Annotated in this window: 1 protein-coding gene; it reads right to left on the bottom strand. The window is 42.6% G+C overall.

All coding sequences use genetic code 11. The annotated features are described in order from the left end of the window. Nucleotides 1-36: 36 nt before the first annotated feature. Nucleotides 37-1,388 (bottom strand): IS3 family transposase gene (locus LF817_RS19955; RefSeq protein ID WP_253937564.1). Its coding sequence is split into 2 segments (ribosomal slippage): nt 37-926 and nt 926-1,388, totalling 1,353 coding nucleotides; the frame shifts between segments, so codons are not numbered across the junction. Nucleotides 1,389-1,445 lie beyond the last annotated feature (57 nt).

Consider the following 1,445-nt stretch of genomic DNA (forward strand, 5'->3'; position numbering starts at 1 on the left):
TGTACTGACCCCCGAAAATTGGACACGCCTATGTTATTAAGCAGCTTCTTCCAGCTTTTTTCGATAAAGTACAGGACTCGTTTTAAGGCGGGCTTTCATTCGTTCATTGTTGTAGTAGTCTATATACTCATCGAGTTCTTGCTTGAAATGGGCTACACTCGTAAAGTCTTTATAGTATAAGAGTTCCTTTTTCATGATGCCAAAGAAGTTCTCCATTACAGAGTTGTCGTGGCAGTTCCCTTTGCGGGACATGCTTTGGGTCACGTTATGCTCTTTTAAGGTCTCTTGATATGGTTTCATTTGATAATGCCATCCCTGGTCGGAATGTAAGAGGAGCTGGTCCTCTGGCTGTAATAAAGGCAGAGCTTTGTCTAACATTCCTTCCACAAGGGAAAAAAGCTGGCGTGAAGCTACGTTATAGGCTACGATTTCGCCATTATAAAGATCCAGAATCGGAGACAGGTAGAGCTTTTCGCCCAAAATTTTAATTTCCGTAATATCAGTTACCCATTTTTGATTCGGTTTGTCAGCTGTAAATTCACGGTTTAAATGATTGTCAGCTGTCTCGCCCACTTTTCCTTTATACGACTTATATTGTTTGGGAGACACCAGGCTCTTAATACCCATTTCCTGCATCAAGCGCAAGACTTTCTTATGATTGATCTTATATCCTTTGGCGTTTAAGGTATCCGAAATACGACGATAGCCATACCGTTTGTCATGCGCTTTATAAATGACCCTAATTCTTCTTTTCCATTTACGGTCGGGATCCAGTCGCTTCCTCTTGGCTATGATGTCATAATACGTACTGCGAGGAATTTGGGCGATTTCAGCTAATGCATTCACGGAGAAGGTAGGCCTTAGTTCATAAATTACTTGAGCTTTTTGTTTTTGGCTGATGCGATGTCCTTTTGAACTAAGGCTGATAACTTTTTTAAGTAAGCATTCTCCATTCTCAGTCGCTCCAGTTCTTCCCTGGTTTCAGGGTCCAGGTGAGCTAATGACGGATCCTTGGCGGGCTTTTTCTTTTTTGGCATGATAGACGTCCCCTTTCCTTGATCTTCAAGGGCAAGTGGACCTCCTTCCCGCCATTTATTCAACCATCTTCGTGCCATGGAAAAGTGAGGGATGTGGAAGAGGGCCGCTGCCTCTCGAATGGAATAATTCCGATCCTCTATACATTGAACTACCTCCAGTTTAAAGGCGGGTGGATAGTTTGTATAGGGATGATTGAATGCCTGGCAGCCATGATACTCATATAACTTAACCCAATAGCGCAAGGTGGAGTTGTCTATACCTGTGATTTTTTCTAATTCCCGATAGCTGACAGGTTCATTGAAATACCTATGGACGATAACCAATTTTTCTTCCGGGGTTAATTTTTTCAAATGACGCACCTCCAATTTTTGGATGAAGGTGTGTCCAATAATTGGGGTGCGGTACAC

This window comes from Halobacillus sp. A1, assembly GCF_024189295.1.
Taxonomy (GTDB): domain Bacteria; phylum Bacillota; class Bacilli; order Bacillales; family Halobacillaceae; genus Halobacillus_A.